This is a genomic window from Pseudoalteromonas maricaloris (assembly GCF_024746855.1).
GTDB classification, from domain to species: domain Bacteria; phylum Pseudomonadota; class Gammaproteobacteria; order Enterobacterales; family Alteromonadaceae; genus Pseudoalteromonas; species Pseudoalteromonas maricaloris.
Window position 1 is genome coordinate 2,384,353 of sequence record NZ_CP024625.1, and the last position, 17,124, is coordinate 2,401,476.

Annotated in this window: 15 protein-coding genes; 6 read left to right on the plus strand and 9 right to left on the minus strand. The window is 42.7% G+C overall.

The window, feature by feature from the left end:
- Nucleotides 1-91 precede the first annotated feature (91 nt).
- A complete protein-coding gene (locus CTT31_RS10345) occupies nt 92-826 on the plus strand; it encodes an FNR family transcription factor (protein ID WP_010373979.1) in 735 nt (244 codons plus the stop codon).
- A 118-nt stretch (nt 827-944) separates the two neighbouring features.
- Complete coding sequence (gene uspE / locus CTT31_RS10350) at nt 945-1,868, plus strand: universal stress protein UspE (protein ID WP_010373977.1); 924 nt, start codon at nt 945-947, stop codon at nt 1,866-1,868.
- Nucleotides 1,869-1,920: 52 nt separating this feature from the next.
- On the opposite strand, the gene CTT31_RS10355 is transcribed toward uspE, so the two are convergent.
- The 7 genes from CTT31_RS10355 to CTT31_RS10385 all read right to left on the minus strand — a co-directional run bounded on the left by CTT31_RS10355 (nt 1,921) and on the right by CTT31_RS10385 (nt 10,046).
- The gene (locus CTT31_RS10355) at nt 1,921-2,781 is read right to left on the minus strand and encodes a PepSY-associated TM helix domain-containing protein (RefSeq protein WP_260491218.1); all 861 of its coding nucleotides are present in this window, start codon (nt 2,779-2,781) and stop codon (nt 1,921-1,923) included.
- The gene (locus tag CTT31_RS10360; RefSeq protein ID WP_260491219.1) at nt 2,751-3,116 is read right to left on the minus strand and encodes a PepSY domain-containing protein; all 366 of its coding nucleotides are present in this window, start codon (nt 3,114-3,116) and stop codon (nt 2,751-2,753) included. The genes CTT31_RS10355 and CTT31_RS10360 overlap by 31 nt, the downstream gene beginning before the upstream one ends.
- A gap of 74 nt (nt 3,117-3,190) precedes the next feature.
- Entirely contained in the window at nt 3,191-5,344 is a 2,154-nt protein-coding gene (locus CTT31_RS10365) for a TonB-dependent siderophore receptor (RefSeq protein ID WP_260491220.1), read from the minus strand.
- A 289-nt stretch (nt 5,345-5,633) separates the two neighbouring features.
- A complete protein-coding gene (gene ttcA, locus CTT31_RS10370) occupies nt 5,634-6,527 on the minus strand; it encodes a tRNA 2-thiocytidine(32) synthetase TtcA (RefSeq protein WP_010373971.1) in 894 nt (297 codons plus the stop codon).
- Nucleotides 6,528-6,690: 163 nt separating this feature from the next.
- Entirely contained in the window at nt 6,691-7,827 is a 1,137-nt protein-coding gene (locus CTT31_RS10375) for an ABC transporter permease (protein WP_039497482.1), read from the minus strand.
- Entirely contained in the window at nt 7,824-8,558 is a 735-nt protein-coding gene (locus CTT31_RS10380; protein WP_045990628.1) for an ABC transporter ATP-binding protein, read from the minus strand. Before CTT31_RS10380 ends, CTT31_RS10375 begins: the two co-directional genes overlap by 4 nt.
- A gap of 3 nt (nt 8,559-8,561) precedes the next feature.
- Nucleotides 8,562-10,046 carry an alpha/beta hydrolase gene (locus CTT31_RS10385; protein ID WP_260491221.1) on the minus strand — a complete coding sequence of 495 codons (1,485 nt, stop codon included), beginning with the start codon at nt 10,044-10,046 and terminating at the stop codon, nt 8,562-8,564.
- A 97-nt stretch (nt 10,047-10,143) separates the two neighbouring features.
- Between CTT31_RS10385 and CTT31_RS10390 the strand changes: the two genes are divergently transcribed.
- Genes CTT31_RS10390 through CTT31_RS10400 form a run of 3 tightly spaced genes read left to right on the plus strand, consistent with a single transcriptional unit; the run spans nt 10,144 to nt 12,598 of the window.
- Nucleotides 10,144-10,515, plus strand: coding sequence for a GntR family transcriptional regulator (locus CTT31_RS10390; RefSeq protein ID WP_211857773.1), 372 nt, complete (start codon nt 10,144-10,146; stop codon nt 10,513-10,515).
- Nucleotides 10,515-11,348: an ABC transporter ATP-binding protein gene (locus tag CTT31_RS10395; protein ID WP_211857774.1), complete on the plus strand. Its 834-nt coding sequence runs from the start codon at nt 10,515-10,517 to the stop codon at nt 11,346-11,348. The genes CTT31_RS10390 and CTT31_RS10395 overlap by 1 nt, the downstream gene beginning before the upstream one ends.
- Complete coding sequence (locus tag CTT31_RS10400; protein ID WP_260491222.1) at nt 11,345-12,598, plus strand: hypothetical protein; 1,254 nt, start codon at nt 11,345-11,347, stop codon at nt 12,596-12,598. The genes CTT31_RS10395 and CTT31_RS10400 overlap by 4 nt, the downstream gene beginning before the upstream one ends.
- 282 nt (nt 12,599-12,880) lie before the next feature.
- Here CTT31_RS10400 and CTT31_RS10405 read toward each other — a convergent pair whose 3' ends face one another.
- Complete coding sequence (locus CTT31_RS10405) at nt 12,881-13,423, minus strand: TIGR00645 family protein (protein ID WP_010373955.1); 543 nt, start codon at nt 13,421-13,423, stop codon at nt 12,881-12,883.
- Nucleotides 13,424-13,614: 191 nt separating this feature from the next.
- On the opposite strand from CTT31_RS10405, the gene CTT31_RS10410 reads away from it, so the two are divergent.
- Complete coding sequence (locus tag CTT31_RS10410; protein WP_010373953.1) at nt 13,615-13,857, plus strand: hypothetical protein; 243 nt, start codon at nt 13,615-13,617, stop codon at nt 13,855-13,857.
- A gap of 385 nt (nt 13,858-14,242) precedes the next feature.
- On the opposite strand, the gene topA is transcribed toward CTT31_RS10410, so the two are convergent.
- A complete protein-coding gene (gene topA, locus CTT31_RS10415) occupies nt 14,243-16,888 on the minus strand; it encodes a type I DNA topoisomerase (RefSeq protein WP_211857776.1) in 2,646 nt (881 codons plus the stop codon).
- Between the last annotated feature and the right edge of the window lie 236 nt (nt 16,889-17,124).

The following is a 17,124-nucleotide window of genomic DNA, read 5'->3' on the forward strand; positions in this document are numbered from 1 at the left end:
TCATATGAGTTTGTGGCGATCTGTAGTACCAAAGCCGTTATGCTTTGATACTAGGTTGCCTTCACGTGCGTCATAGACTTATGGAAATTTTATGGACTTAAGTAATCAAAACCGCTCAAAGAGCCAATGCACAATCAGCTGCAATAATTGCAGTATCAGTCAACTTTGCCTCCCATTTTCGCTCAATGGCAGCGAAATGGACAAGCTAGATGAGATCATTGAACGTAAAAAGCCGCTTCATAAAGGGGATTTTCTTTTCGAGTCAGGTGCGCCATTAAATGCTATCTTTGCCGTTCGTTCCGGCTCATTTAAAAGCTACACACTGTCTGAGCAAGGCGACGAGCAAATCACAGGATTTCACCTTGCGGGCGATCTTGTGGGTTTTGATGCCATCAATAAAATGCAGCACCAAAGCTTCGCACAAGCGTTAGAAACCTCTATGGTGTGCGAAATCCCTTTTGACACCCTAGATGAATTAGCCGGTAAACTGCCTAAGCTACGCCAACAGATCATGCGATTAATGAGCAGTGAAATCAATTACGACCAAGAGATGTTGTTATTATTGAATAAAAAGACTGCTGAAGAACGTTTAGCAACTTTTATTTATAATCTTTCAAATCGCTTTGGCGAGCGAGGTTTTTCTCGTAAAGAATTCCGCTTTACGATGACGCGCGGTGAAATTGGTAACTACTTGGGTCTTACCGTAGAAACCATTAGCCGTTTACTCAGCCGTTTCCAAAAAGCCGGAACAATCAAGGTCGAAGGCAAGTTTATTACCATTATTGACGCTGCAGCCCTAGCTGAGACAGCCGCAATTGCATCTTGATTTAGAACAAACTATTTATCGTTAAGACTTTATCCTTAGATAGGATCGGTTACACTCAATAAGGTCAGAGGTGAAAAAGCTTCTGATCTTATTTGTATACCGTTTTAAGGAGATAGTCGTGGATAAAATCAAAAGTATACTCACCGTAATTGATCCAACCAAAGAGCGCCAAAATAGCTTAGAACGTTCTATCAATCTTGCCAAGCGTACCGGTGCAGCCATCACTGCATTTATGTCTATTTATGACTTCTCCTATGAAATGACCACGATGTTGTCTAAAGACGAACGTGAAGCAATGCGTGAGGCAGTAATTAAAGACAGAGAAGCATGGCTTGCCGATATGGTTAAGGGATTTTCTGATGTGAGTATCCAAACTAAAGTGTTGTGGCACAATCGCCCCTACGAAGCGATCATCAAAACCGTGCTTGCACATGACTATGATTTGGTCATTAAATCCACCCATCAGCACGATACCCTAAAGTCAGTTATCTTCACCCCAACCGACTGGCATTTAATTCGCAAATGCCCTGCTCCTCTGTTACTGGTTAAAGATCACGCTTGGCCAGATCAAGGCAACATTATTGCAGCGGTAAACTCTGTCAGCGATAACGAACAACATCAAGAACTCAATAAACGTATCATTACAGATGCTCAGTTTTTATGTGAATTAGCCAATGCTAAATTGAGCTTGGTAAACACCTATCCAGCAACGCCTGTTAATATTGCGATAGAAATTCCCGAGTTTAACCCATCGCAATACAATGAAGCCGTGAAAAAACATCATGAAGACGAGACATTTGCACTCGCAGAAACTTATTCAATAGATAAAAGCGATTGCATCATCAAAGAAGGTCTACCAGAGGACGTTATCCCCTACGTTGCTAAAGAAAAAGACGCTGAATTAGTGGTCATTGGCACGGTCGGTCGCACTGGACTGAGTGCAGCGCTTGTTGGCAATACTGCTGAGCACGTGATTGATAGCTTAGACTGTGATGTCTTAGCACTAAAGCCAGATGGCTATAAATCCCCATTAGAAGACTAACTCAGCGCTCAAGTTAATTAAATGTGCGGTAAATACACAGCCGCACATCCCTTTATGTGTATCTGGCGAGCCAGAAATAAAAGTAAAATGCTGATAAACAAAATATCGGCAACGTTGCCAACTGTGCACCCGTTATACTTTTAGACTTAGTGCGCTTGTATGTCAGCATCACGCCGGTAAACGACAGTCCGGTTAACGCAAGACCAAACACAAACCATATAAGCTTAGAGGTGATCCCTGCAAAATAACCAAAGTGTAATGGATCTGCATATTCGTTAAGATAATTGCCCCACGCCATATTTTCAGGTTGCTGTATTGCTAAAACCTCTAGCGTTGTTGGGTCCATATAAACCTTGTGCGCTCTATCCCGAAGTACAGGGTTTGTACTCATTCCTTGAAAACGCAGCACCGCAGTATCTGCTCTTGGCAGTTGTACGGTTGTTATCGTCCAATTGGGAATGGCAAGCTGCGCTTTCTCAAAAGCGCTTTCAAACCTATTTACAGACAGCATGTTGGCGTCTTTTACCGCTGTAACATACTCAACTTTTGGAGCCGGAGGCTCCAAACTAAAACCGGCTACCCGTGCAGAAAACTCAAACAGATACCAAATACCTGTGATAATAATAAGTGTACTAAACCACAGTCCCCATAAGCCAAAAACCTTATGCAAGTCACTCAAAAATACTCTTGTACCTTGTGCTACTCTCAAACGCCACAGCGCAACTTTCCAATTTCGTGTGGTTTTCAGTCCGGTATAAACAGAGATCAATAAAATGAATGCAAAAGCAGTGACAATTGGCAGCCCGGGTATTACAGGCATAAATAGGTAGCGATGCAAATCTCTAAAAAATCGTTGAATTGTGAGTAATGGTATATCGCCCGTTACTTCATAAGTCCATTGATCGACGTGCACATACCTATCATTTTTAGCCTCGAAAGCCACCCGTGCTCGATAGGTAAAGTAGTCGCCCCCATTGTACCTAAAGTGGTAACACGACCTTCTGGATAGCGTTCAGCTATCGACGCATACATATTTCTCCAAGATGCAGCCGTTTGCTCTTTTACCTCTTTGGGCTTTTGGCTTGCACGCATTTGCTCAAAAACAAGCCAATCTAATTCATTTGAAACGGTTGCGATTGTGCCGGTTGCGAGGATCACAAACATAACGGCCGCTAATTGAAAGCCCACCCAGGCATGTAAATCATATAACTTGCGTAGCCGCTTTCTTTGTCTAGCTTTGTCAGCCATCTTGACCCTCATAAAGGTAGACTTTTATTTCCACAAGCTCGGATAACTCACCGAGCCTCAGATTAACTTAAACATTACCAGTTGTAGGTAAACTCAAGAAAAGCATTTCTTGGATCGCCCGGAAAGTGTCCCGTGCGGTCTAAAAAGCCCGACTCTGCATATTCTTTATCGAGTACGTTCTCAACTCTGAATAGCACACTATAGTTATCTAATTCCCAAATAATTGAGGTGTCAGCGACGAAATAGGAATTTAGTGTTTGGCCAGATAAACTAAGCTGCTCATCCACATAGTTACCGCCAACTGCGAAAGCCAGATTCCACTCAGGGATCTGATATCGAGTCCACACCCCAAACTGATTTTCAGGGGCGTTGGCAAATTTATCGCCAACACTATTGCGGATCCCACCAGCGCCATTGTCAGCGGTGATAGTCGCATCATTATAGGCATAGGCTAGGCTTACTACCCAGTCAGGTGTCACGTCGGTGATCAACTCGATTTCTAGGCCTTTACTCGTGATTTCTCCGATTGGCGCTAAATTATCAACACCATCTTGCTCGGGATCTGTACCTGTATTTTGTAGCAAGTTTTGCCTTGTTATCTGATAACCAACCACTTTTAGCAATGTACTTCCGTTAAATAACTCTGCGTTAAGCCCAACTTCAATGATATCACCCGTCGTTGGCTCAAATGGACCACCCGCTTTTTCGTCCTGACTGGATACGCCTTGGGGTTCGTAAGAGTCAGCCCACTGTGAATACAATGAGATATCATCAGATAGCTTGTAGATACCACCAATTCTGAAGCTAACATTGGTATCATCAAACTTACTGCCATTGGCATCGTCTTCAAACTGGTCATAACGTATGCCTGCTACAAACGTTACTTTCTCCCAAGCGAGTTCGTTGAGTACATAGGTGCCATTACGCTGTTGTTTCGTTGTACTTTCTGGCGCAAACTTCACATTGTATTGATTTGGCTGCGTTTCTCCATAATTAGGGTTGTGGAGAGACAAAGGCAAAATATCCGAGTCTAACGACGTACCATTTAGATAACGAGTGACAAAGTCATTAGATGCTGACGCTCGACCTAATAACGCATCTTCTTCACCAGAATATATATCTAATCCAAACGCGGTACGCTGCTCAGCACCAAACATCTGTGTTTCATAAACAAAGTTAGCCGCAAAAGAGAGTTGAGACTGGGCTCTTAGTTGATCTCGGAACTCACGTGCGACCAAATCGATTTGACCATCTTTATTGCTATCGATGAGTGCTCTTGGTTCATGATAATTTTGTTCTTGCTCATTATCTATGTAGCGAAGCGCAACGTTGTAACTTAGCGATGGACTTAAATCCCCTACAACACTTGCTTGCAATACATCTGAGGTTAGATTTAAAAAGTCTGTAGGCTCATTATGATTCCACGATGGTGTCGTTAGAAACTCACCGTCATCGCCAGCGGGGACACCGCGTAAGCGATTCGCGTCCAAGTCCTGTTTGTAGTGCGTGTATTGCAAAATCAAACGAGCATCATCAAAATCATAAGCGTAACCTGCATCCATAATTGCCACTTCGCTTGCACTATTATCGCGGTAGGTATCTTGTTGTTCGTAAAACGCCCCCAAGCGAATGCTTTGCGCTTGTGCTACTTCACCAGTCACCTCACCAGAAGCACCATAGCGGCTATCTGTGCCCGCGATAATACGAGTATTGGCACTAAACTCAGATTGCGGCTTTTTAGTTATATAGTTGAATAATCCACCAGGTGCCCCGGGTCCATACAGCATACCGGCGGGACCTTTCAAAAAGTCGACACGCTCGACATTAAATAGCTGTGGGACATTAAACCCAACATATGGGTCGCCTCTTAGACCATCAAAATAGATTTCTTCTTGACGAAAGCCACGTGCAGTCACCCCCGCGTAGCTAAATTGGCTGACCCCCGCGATATTACGATAGAGATCTTTGGCATCTCTTGCGGCTAAATCACGGATCAGATTTGCATTGAGAGAGGTTACCATTTGGGTCGAGTTAAGTGGGTCAACCGCAAGCTTTCCCGTTGAAGATTCACCATTACGATATAAATTTAATGTTCGGCTAACGACGGTTATTTTTTCTATGTCTTGGTCTTTAAGCTTATCTTCTGACACTTGCTGCTGAGCTGATGCATGCAAAGAGGGATACATAATCGCTAAAGCGATAAGGGATAGTTTTGATACTGTTTTCATTAAGAGCCACAATTTAGTTATTATTAAAGCGCAGGCAAATGATAACAATTATCAATTGCATTTAAAACAACTAACCTACATTTAATTGCATTTTTTGCAAAACTAAGAACAAAAATATCTCATGCAGAGATCATTTTCCCGACAGCATGAATAAGTTAGGTACGTAGAGTTAACAGGTAATTTAAAGTGAAAGATGTTGGGGAGTAAAAGTAGTTAAGTTATAGAGTACCAATTATTGAGTTTTAGACTAGGCCTATCAGACCTAGCCTGGAAAAATCATTGTTGAGAATTAAATATTAGTTACATCAATAAACAATGATTCATCAATGTTTGTCGAGGAAACCACTGCTTCATTAAAGTCATAAGCCTCACGCTCACCGTCTCTATCTAGAGGTAAACTTTCAAAATCAAAGAGTTCCGTGTCAGCCAGTTGGCTTGGACTAACATTTTGAATTGATTTAAAAATATTCTCTACTCGACCCGGTGTTTTCTTATCCCACTCTACCAACATAGATTTAATGTTTTGACGTTGCAGGTTTTCTTGCGAGCCACATAGGTTGCACGGAATAATAGGAAAATCCTTATGTTCAGCGTATTGAATAAGATCTTTTTCACGCGCATAAGTGAGCGGGCGGATCACCACATTACGACCATCATCAGAGCGCAGCTTTGGCGGCATCGCTTTCATTCTTGCGCCGTAGAACATGTTTAAAAACAGCGTTTCAACGATATCGTCTAAATGATGACCCAGTGCGATTTTAGTTGCGCCAATCTTTTCCGCAAATGAGTACAAAGTACCACGACGCAAGCGTGAACAAAGGCCACAAGTCGTTTTGCCCTCTGGTACTTTCTCTTTTACGACTGAGTAAGTATCTTTATCAATGATGTAATAAGGAATGTCTAATGTCTCGAAGTACTCAGGCAAAATATGCTCTGGGAACCCAGGCTGCTTTTGATCCAGATTGACCGCCACCACATCAAAGTGAATTGGTGCTGCCTTTTTTAGGCTAAGTAAAATATCCAGCATGGCGAATGAATCCTTACCACCGCTGATACAAGCCATCACCACATCGCCTTCTTCGATCATATTGTAATCTTTGATGGCATTGCCGACATTACGGCGCAGACGCTTTTGCAGCTTATTAAACTCTAAAACTTCTTTGCGATTATCTTGCTCTGTCATGGTGTTAGGTGCCGTATTCATACTTACTCAACTGTGTACTGTGGGCGTTATCGCGCTAGTACATTACTACATCAATTATGGGGCGCCGATTATACGTGAAATTGAGATGAGGTAAAATACAAAAATGGCGCCGCTTTGGGCGCCATTGTTGGGAACTAATAAATTAAAGGCCGAACACTACCTTTTCACTTTTTAGCATGCGACTGCTTAGGTAGGTGAAAATAGCAAACAACCCCAGCGTTACAGCGCTCGACAACAATAGTTGTGGTACCGGTATCGCATTGCCTTTAATGATTTCAATCATTGCGTTTTGCTGCGCTGCGATCGGCATCCACTGCATAATGTCGGTAGCAATATCATAGGTCGTTGCCATACTCATCATTACCGGAATGAACAGCGCCATCGCTACATAAGATTGCGCCTCTTTAAATGATTTAGCTAAGAAAGAGATGAATATCAATAAACTGGCTGACATTAGCGCAATAGGCAGGCCAATGATAATTGCCGAAATAATGAATTTAGGACCAATAATCACCGTAAAGCCCATCATTTCCCAAGGCACCATATTATACGCAAACTTTGATACTATGGTGGTTAACACTAAAGCAATGATAGAGAAACCTGCAATTGCCCCCACTTTAGCTAACACAATATGCATAGTACTTATCGGGTGGCTAAGTAATAGCTGTAAAGAGTTGCGTTCACGCTCCCCTGCACTACTGTCAATTGCCATACCCATCGCCGCATAAAATAGTGAAATAATAATAGATAACGTTGCAATACCTAATACGAAGCCCCCTTTAGAGGTTGGTGTCGCTTGGTCATGAGTTTGAACATCTATCGCACGTGCAATTGTCGGATCGATACCACGAGCGACTAACCGCAATGAAGCAACTTCGCTGTTGTATAACATGAGGTTACGCTCTAGTCGATTAATTGATGAACGTAACTTTTGCTCCGATTTATCAGCGATGATAAATACCGTCGCGCTCTTACCTTGCATCATATTCTCTTGGTAATCATCGCTTACCTCCAAGGTAATGGCCTTAACCTCTTCGCCTTCACCATGTTCAATTTCTTTACTCGCTAAAAATTGCACTAAGTTAGGCGCATTCTCTGCGTTATTAATGGTGATTTTGAGTGCATCAGGCGAAGCCATTTGCTTAAACATGACGGTAAATAATACACACATTAGAATAGGTGCACCGATGCAATAGTAAAGGCCAGCCATCACCGAACGTTTGTCACGGCTTGCGTCTAACACTTCTTTTTTAAATAAAACTGAGATTAATTTCATCATGCTGCAATTCCTTCATCCGTACCGATTAGGGTAATGAAAGCTTCCTCAAGCGATGCTTTACCTGTTTGTTCACATAGAGCTTGTGGAGAACCTTCCGCGACCACTTTGCCTTTCGCCATGACCACAACATGGTCGCAAAGTGCTGCAACTTCTTGCATCACGTGGCTAGAAAACAAGACACAGTGACCTTGCGCCTTAAGCATCAACAACAAATCCCGTAATACTCTGGTACTCATTACATCTAAACCACGTGTTGGCTCATCAAGTACAATATTCGTTGGTTTATGCACGATTGCCTGCGCCAACGCCGTTTTCATTCTTTGGCCTTGTGAAAAGCCTTTACAGCGTCTATCCGCGATATCCAACATTTGTAGCTTTTCTAACACTTCTTGTGTCGCGGCAGCGGCCGATTTTGCGTCCATGCCACTTAGTTCAGCGTAAAACTGGGTATATTCACGCGGTGTCATGCGCTCGTAGAGTCCACATGGGTCTGGGAACAACCCTAATTGTTGTTTTGCCCTGGTTGGCTCTTTGGCAACATCAATACTATCGATAGAAGCCGTACCTTGATCAGCTTGGAGCAGGCCAAATACGGTCCGTAAACAAGTCGTTTTACCTGCTCCATTTGGTCCCAATAGTCCCGTAATTTGACCATCTCGAGCGGTAAATGACAGCCCGTCTAGCGCGTTCACTTCACCAATCTTTTTATATAAGTTATCTACTTGGATCATGAGTTACTCCTTATTAGCAGTTGCTGGGCCATTGATGTTCATAAAGAATTGTTTGCGTGTATCTTCTTCAAGACAGCTAGTATCAAAGTCTCCCACTGTCTTTTCATCGTAAAACTTAGCAATAAGCTTATTAGCACAGCTTTGCCCTGCGACAATATGTGTAGCCGTTGGCGCAACTAAGTGCGTGGCATTACTTAGTTTTTCCATCGCAACTTCTGCCCACTTAGCAGGCGTTGCTGGATCTAATCCGCCAGAAAGCAGTAAGGTTGGAATATCTGACGCAACGGGTTCATAGTAACTACTTGGCACCGGGCTCACATTCCAAATTGGGCACGTCGCATCTAGTCCTGTGATCATCATCTCACCCATATAGTTTTCACTATATTTGGCTTTGTCCGCAGCCGTTAATCGTGGCCAATCTTCCCCACATACAATCGCCTGATGCATCCCCATGGCCAATCCCAAACCGTCTTCACTTGGTGCCATCATGCCAACAAGTGGAGCAAGGTTACCGTTAGTCGCTTCACTAATCGCAAGCGGCACCAATGCACGGAAGGAATGAGAGTAAAGCGCCATCCTAATCGCGCTAAATAGCTTCATTTTGGTCATCGTCATTGCAAGCGGTTTGCTGGTTCTTGGGTGAAGTACAGAAACTTCTATCGGCGTTTGCTCTACTTGATTAAGCAAGCTTTGCCATTGCTGCTTTAAATTCGGATAACTATTTGCACACTTTTTATCGGCCTCACATTGTGCAAAAAGGGCGTTCAATGAATCTTCTATCGCGCCACCAATCGCCATTAAACTTTGGTTATTGGGCGCAAGACCATCTAATACGGCCGATGCAACACTATCAGGGAACTGTCTCATATACTCAAGTGCGATGCGTGTTCCATATGAGCCACCATATAGGTGTAATTTGCTATAACCAAGCGCGACTCTTACCGCATCAAAATCTTTTGCAGCTGCAACCGTCGTATAGTCGGAAAGATCTGCGTCTAGTTTTTCTTTACACTTAAGGGCATCTTCTTTGTAAAAATCGAGGCCCAATAAGGTATCATTTAGCGCAAACTGTTGCTCAAGATTATCCATATCGCATTGCAATAGATTGGACTTTCCAGTTCCCCGTTGATCAACAAGTATAATGTCTCTATTTTCTCTCGCGTATTTAAGAATTCTTTCAAAGTTTGCTGCAATTTCGGTGGCAGATTGTCCAGGTCCCCCTGCAAACGCAATAATCGCTTCTTGTGGGTAAAGCGGCTTTATTGCAGGAATAACCATAAAATGAATATCAATTTTTTGTTCTGTTTTGGTTTCACTTAATGGTTGCGAGATTTTTCCGCATTGCGCTCTGTCACTCAGGCCTTTTGCATAACAAGCGGATAATTCAGCGGTTGATGTTGCCGCTTGTAATGGCAGCACAGTTCCTAAAACGAGAGGAAGCAGCGCTAGCTTTACTAAGCTTTTCTTAAACTTAAATGGCTTTTTCATAGTTATTTCCTTGTTGACTCACGGTCAGTATGCTAACTTTAAGTGAGTGTATCAGTGTATCAGTGTATTATTGTATTAATACAGTAGAATTAGAGTAATGCTAGATCTTATTCATGTCAACCCCAACAGCGCAGAGCCGATTTATAAGCAGCTATTTGATCAGATAGTGCGTTTAATTGTGTCTGGTAAAGCACAAGCCGGAGAAGAGCTACCTTCTGTAAGAAAGCTAGCTGAACACTTCTCGGTAAATCCGATGACCGTCTCTCGGGCTATCGGGCAACTTGTCGATCAAGGTTGGCTTGAACGAAGACGCGGCCAGCCGACACGCGTTGTACAGCAGCAAACAACACAACAGACCGATAATCTACTCCATAAAAACCTAGATATTTTAATTAGTGATGCGAAACAGCTTGGGATCAGTAAGACTGAATTGATATCATTGATTGATAAAAATTGGGGACAAGAATAATGACAAGCCCACTACTACAATTCACTAAAATCCATAAACAATTTACCGACAAGCCGGTTCTTGAAGACATAAATCTTATTATTGAACCTGGCATGGTTATGGGTTTACTAGGACGAAACGGGGCCGGTAAAACGACACTTCTTCGGATTGCACTTGGGTTAATCGAACAAAATAGTGGTGAGGTTAGCTGCCTCAATAGTAGCAACCTCGAGCTGAGCCCTACGTGCAAAAGCCAAATTGGCTATGTGCCACAACAGCCCTGTGGCTATCAAGGCTTTAAAGTCAAAGATGCCCTCGCACTGCACCGCAGCTTTTATCCAAATTGGGATATTACACTTGAGCAAGAATGGCTTTCTCGCTTCGAGTTAGACGAAAACAAGCTAGTAAGTAACCTTTCTGTTGGCCAACAACAAAGCTTAGCGCTGATAATGGCGATGTCGTACCGACCTAAGTTACTGATCCTTGACGAGCCAGTGTCAAGTCTCGACCCCATTGCACGCCGAGAATTTATGTCGGACTTATTCGAGTTAGCACTTGAGTCCGGCTCTGGTGTACTTTTCTCCTCGCATATTACATCTGACGTTGAGCGCGTTGCGAGTCACATTGCCATTATTAAAGATGGTAAGGTTTTGGTTACTGGCGAATTAGATACACTAAAAGAACAAATTAGGCTTGTACCACATCATCTTACAAGCAAACTGCCATCCGGAAACGTACTTCATCAATCTGAACGTTTTAGCATTTATCAAGCTCACGACAGTGCAAACTGGTCAGCAGACCTACAGCAAAGCCATAGCAACCTTGAGCAGCTCTTTGTGGAGCTACACGCATGAGTACATTAACTCAGCGCAATTGGTGGACCGGATTTTCCGGGTTTTGGCTGCGAGAGTGCGGCTCAGCAAATTTTTTCATTCCAGGGGCCTTAGCGTCTATCGCTTCACCTTTGTTAACCTTGATAGAAGATCAAAATATACAAGCATTTAGTTTGGTCTTTTCAATCAGCGCTTTTTGGATGGCTTTTTGTTGGCAACTAGTGAAGTTGCAAGCACAGGAAAGCGCCTTACTGTTCCCAGCAATTAAACAGCACATATACTTGCAAGGTTTGGTAATTCTGATCATTGGCTACCTACTCAATGCCCTTGCTCTTTTCAACCGCCCCGCATCTGAAGTTGCCTATGCCATGTTATTTGCAACGAGTTTTGGCGGTAGCTTCTTTTTGCTATGTCTTCGAAATAGTGTGTATTTCAGACATAATAGTTACATTTTTATGCTCGTACTCGTGCTCGCTATGTTTTTTGGCGATACCCCCCAAATTTTAGCACTGCTTGCCATCCCCCTTATAGTAATGGGAACTTACCTGTTAGTGACACGAACCCATCACTGCCAATGGCATCATTTGGCATATCAAACCTACATAAATAATATTCAAACGGGGTGGCTTCCGAGCAATACCTTCGCACCAGATTTCCTCACTCAGGGGTTTAGACAATTTTTTATGCCAATGAGCTATTTTGCGGGTAATCTGTTGATACAAACCTGTCAGATATTGCTTGTCTCTGGGCTATTAGCCATTGTCGCAAGTGGCTTTTTTGGTGTCACACTCCATTTTGTTATCGGCTTTACCGATATGCTTGTTCTGATGGTCGCTATTTTTGTCTGTTGGTCCAAACTACAAACAAAAATGACATGGGATCAACTATACCTACTCCCTATCTATTCAAGCCTTAAAGCAATAAAGCAGGCTTACCACGCCTCTGCGGTTAAACTTGGGTTTTGCCTATCCTTGTTTCAACTTTTAATATTGCTAGCTTGTAGCTTCTTTTCCACATTCGAGACTGTGGCTTTCTACTTAGTGATATTTACAGGCTCTATCGCGGGATTTGTTCTTTGCATAGCGCTAGGAAGCATGATTAAAAGCGCCCTTACCTTGTCGCTTTGCTGCATGTTCGTAGTCATTTTGCATAGTGCATTTAAATCTTACCTGTTAAATCACGAACAATCAGCAACCACCGTATATCTATTATTAGGTTACGTTGCGATAGCAACCTCGCTGCTTGTTTACAGTAATAAGCAGTTTGATTAATACCAGTTGTATTAAGTAAATGATCTATCTTGAAGCGGGGAAATAGCTTTAGTAGCAAGGCAAAAATTTTACTATTTAGTTGTTCTAAATGAGAAATTTTTAACGAAGCTAATATGCTATTTCACCCTTCAAATTGATTAGAGAATTAATTCAATTGGTATAAGAAAGGGCTCGCTCGTAGAGGCGTAGCGCTAGCGCTTGGACCACCGGTGACTGTGCTGGTTAGAATAGAGGAGTGATAGTGAGCTAAGTCGATTATCACTCCTTTTACAGCTACTCTATTTAATGTGAGTGGGTTCGACTATTAATAAAGTCGGTGACCGAAAACAACACCCCAGAGATCACGAAAGTAATATGTATGCCTACTTTCCAAGCAAGCTGCTCACTGGTTAAATCTTGAGAATGAATAAAGACCTTGAGCAACTCTACCGCAGATATCGCTACGATGGCGCTGATCAGCTTGATTTTAAGCCCTGAGAAGCCAACTTTCCCCATCCAAGTCGGTTTGTCTTCTTGTGGTTCGACATTAAGCTTGGAAACAAAGTTTTCATAGCCACTAAAAATGATGATGATCAACAACCCAGCCAGTAAAGCCGTATCAACCAATGTTAAGATACCAATGAGTAATTCTTGATTTGTCGCGGTAAGCGCACTGATGGTCATCACATAAAGCTGTTTAAAGAACTTCAGTAACAGCAACACAATCGCGAGTAGTAGGCCAACAAAGAACGGCGCTAACAACCATCTTCCTTTAAATAAGGTTCTTTCTAAGAGATGTTCATAACGATTAAATTGCTCATTCTCGGACTTAGTTTCTTGCTCCATGTTTTTGATTTTCACCATCTTTAGTTAGTTTAACTGAACCTATAAATGTAGCATCAACGCTTATATTTCTCACTATTTATTGACGTAAATTTGAATCAATTTTCTGCTCTTTAAGAGAAAATAAATTCGTTTTCCTTATTTTAAATTTTGCTTTAAAACATGCTTGTTCTTTCAACTAACAGGTAACACGAATGAAAACCTTAGTTTCATCATTAATCGCTCTATCTCTTTTTGCTTGTGTACAAGTACAAGCCGATGAAGAGTTACCAGTCGCGCCTGCAGATTTGGTTCAAGAGTTAACTCAAATGTGCCTTGATTGGGCAAAAGATGATGATGTACAAGCATCTGAGATGAAAAAATATGTTTTGAATTGCGTTAACGACGAGCTAGAAGCAACTGGCTATCAAAAAGTCAAAGACGTAAACATTAAATAATACCAGTTCGCTTATTTAACCTGAGCTGCGGATAATTAATGCCTTTCTAGCAGCCAGTTTTAGCGCTAACTGCGTTGAATTCACTTCCAATAGCCAGCTATTGGTGCGTAAATTCGCCTTGCCTACAGGATGTAGGTACCTTAGCGAGAGCAGGACGCGGAAGCGGTGTTTTCCCTAAAACTTGCTGGCTAGACAAGGAAAAAACTAAGTTGTGCTTTAGCAACAATGAGTTGGAACATTCCTTATCCAAACCTCAGGTTATTTAAGTGATGGCATTCATGATGAAAAAGGCCGCTCAATGTGTTGAGCGGCCTTTTATTTTCAATAACATTCTAGACAAAATATCCATAGCATCTGAAGACACCTATCGATGTTTGGCTAGTCGTTAAGCTTTCCTTTTCTTGGTAGTTTTCTCTTCTTCTACCCATTTACCATTGCTATATGTCGCTTTCCAACCCGTCGCTTTACCATCCACTTCTGTCATCACATATTGTGTCTTGGTTTTTCTAGAGTAGCGAACAATCGCAGGGTTACCATCTGAGTCTTGCTCAGGCGCATCAGCCAGATAATAGAATTTAGGTGAAATTCTATCTCTGAAGCGTTTTAGCTCTGATACTTTCGGGGCTCTTGTCTCACGTGATTTCGGGAATGTGTGCGCCGCTAAGAAAATACCTGAAGCGCCATCTCGAAGCACAAAATGCGCATCTGACTTTTCGCATTCTAGTTCCGGAAGCGGAACTGGATCTTCTTTCGGTGGCGCAGCTTCACCGTTTTTCAATAGCTTACGTGTATTTTTACAGTCTTCATTTGTACAACCAAAATACTTACCAAAACGGCCAGATTTAAGCTGCATATCCGAACCACACTTGTCACACTCAATTAGTGGTCCATCGTAGCCTTTGATCTTAAATGCGCCTGTTTCAATGACATAGCCCTTACACGCGGGATTATTACCACATACATGGAGCTTTTTCGTTTCATCGATAAGGTATGAGTCCATTGCCGTTTCGCAAATTGGACAACGTTTCATATGACGCAGCGATTCAGCTTCCGCCTCTTCATCCGCATCCGCGGCAACCGCTTCATCACCAGACACTAGATTAATTGTGGTGGTACAACGCTCTTTTGGCGGCAAATTATAGCCTGTACAGCCAAGGAATACCCCTGTAGAAGCAGTACGAATACCCATTTTGCGTGAACATGTGGGACAATCGATGTCTGTTTCAACCATCACATTTTGTCTCATGCCGCCTTCACTTTCATCGCCAGCGGCTATTTCTAGCTGGTTAGAAAAGTCGGCGTAAAACTTATCAAGTACCTGCGTCCACAAACGTTCGCCTTCTGCGATGTCATCAAGGCGACCTTCCATTTTGGCGGTAAAGTCAAAGTCCATTAAATCGTTGAAATTCTCAACGAGTCTGTCAGTTACGATCTCGCCCATTTTTTCAGCGTAAAAACGGCGGTTTTCAACTCGAACATAACCACGGTCCTGAATCGTTGAAATGATAGCTGCATAGGTAGATGGACGACCAATACCACGCTTTTCTAATTCCTTAACTAAGCTTGCTTCGCTGAAACGTGCTGGTGGTTTAGTAAAGTGCTGCTTAGGATCAATCGCAATAAGATCAAGCTTGTCGCCAACTGAAACACTAGGAAGCGCCTGCTCTTCTTCATTCTTCTTACGCACAGCCGGTTGTACACGTGTCCAACCATCAAAACGTAGCACGCGCCCTTTCGCTTTTAACGTGTAATCTTCCGCGGCGACGGTCAGCGTCGTTAGGTCATACTCTGCGGGCATCATTTGACACGCCACAAACTGACGCCAAATAAGCTCATAGAGCTTCTTAGCATCTGCCTCTACGCCGTCTAAATGACCTGATAAGATCGTCACATCAGAAGGACGAATTGCCTCGTGCGCTTCTTGTGCGTTGCCTTTTGCGGAATAACGCAGTGGTGATTCTGGAAGATACTTACTACCAAATTCACTATCGATATAGCCACGACACATTTCTAACGCATCGTTTGATAGGTTCGTCGAGTCCGTACGCATATAGGTGATGTAACCCGCTTCGTATAGACGCTGCGCTAACATCATGGTTTTCTTTACGCCATAGCCTAAACGAGTACTTGCCGCTTGCTGCATTGTCGAGGTAATAAATGGCGCACTTGGCTTACTCTTACTTGGCTTTTCTTCAACCTTGACTACTTCGTAAGCACTGTTTTCAAGCACTTGTACGGCAGTATCAGCCTGCGCTTTATTTACTGGCTTAAATGCTTCGCCTTTAAACTTAGTAACCGCTAGACGAATATCATCTTTTGTTGCTTTAACATCGGCGTGAATATCCCAAAACTCTTCTGGAATAAACGCTTTAATCTCACGCTCTCGCTCAACAAGTAATCTCACAGCAACAGATTGCACGCGACCTGCCGATAGCCCTCTTGCTACTTTTTGCCAAAGCAGCGGGGACACCATAAAGCCAACAACTCGGTCAAGGAATCGTCTCGCCTGCTGCGCATATACCATGTCGGTGTTAAGGTCGCCAGGCGCTTCAAACGCTTGGGTTATCGCGTTTTTGGTGATCTCGTTAAAGACCACACGCTTATATTTGCTCTCATCGCCACCGATGATCTGTTCAAGGTGCCAAGCAATGGCTTCCCCTTCTCTATCCAAATCGGTTGCGAGATAGATATGGTCAGCATCCTCAGCAAGTTTCTGTAGTTCTTGAACTACTTTTTCTTTACCCGGCAAAATTTCGTAATGCGGTTCCCAACCCTTCTCAGGATCAATCCCCATCCTCGCAACTAAATTTGCATAATCTTTTTGCTTTTTATATTGCGCTTTTTCTTCAGGTGACATTTTACGTACTTCAGCTGGCGACTTAGTTGCCAAGCCTTTCGTCTTACCTGCCCCTGAGGTAGGAAGATCTCGAACATGGCCTACACTGGATTTAACAATGTAATCCTTGCCGAGGTATTTATTGATTGTTTTTGCCTTCGCGGGAGACTCTACAATTACTAGCGATTTGCCCATAGCTGCCTATTTTTGACCGATTCTGTCTGATGTTTGCCCTTACTTGGGCGTTAAATTACTTATAGGTATATCTACAAACACCTATTGTTACAAGCTAAAAATACTAACTTTTCCCTGATCACCGAATTATTATCCAATTTATGTACAATATTCAGCCAATTTAGGGACGCATTCATATATATAAGGTTAAGGCACGGGAATATAAAGGAATAGAAACAAAAATGCCAACCCGAAAG